We start from the raw sequence: 390 nt of genomic DNA on the forward strand, positions 1-390 counted from the left end.
ATGGGCACCTCGCACGAGGCGCCCATGATGCGCGGCATCGAGGAGTGGAACCGCCACGCCGTCCCCGCCAAACGCGACGCCGAGGGCAACATCCCCGAGCCCGGCAGCGCCCCCGACGGCCGCACCGGCGCGTGGAGCTTCCGCCGCAACCGCACGGCCGTCGAGGCGTACTGGGCCGCCGGCATCCGCCGCCCGCTGGAGGAGGACTTCGAGGGCGTCGTCACCCTCGGCATGCGCGGCAACGGCGACGTCAGCCAGCCGGACGGCGACGGCATCGACCTGATGCAGTCCCTCCTCGACAGCCAGCGCCGGATCCTGGCCGAGGTCACCGGGAAGGAGGACGTCACCGGCATCCCGCAGGTGCAGACCCTCTACAAGGAGGTCCAGCGC

General features: G+C 72.8%; 1 protein-coding gene. It reads left to right on the plus strand.

Features of this window, described 5'->3' with window-relative positions; translation table 11 throughout:
• On the plus strand, positions 1-390 hold a 390-nt coding region (locus QC029_RS30865), incomplete at both ends, for a glycosyl hydrolase 115 family protein (RefSeq protein WP_279559139.1).

Origin of the sequence: Streptomyces sp. DH37 (genome assembly GCF_029813835.1) — a bacterium.
Classification (GTDB): Bacteria; Actinomycetota; Actinomycetes; order Streptomycetales; family Streptomycetaceae; genus Streptomyces.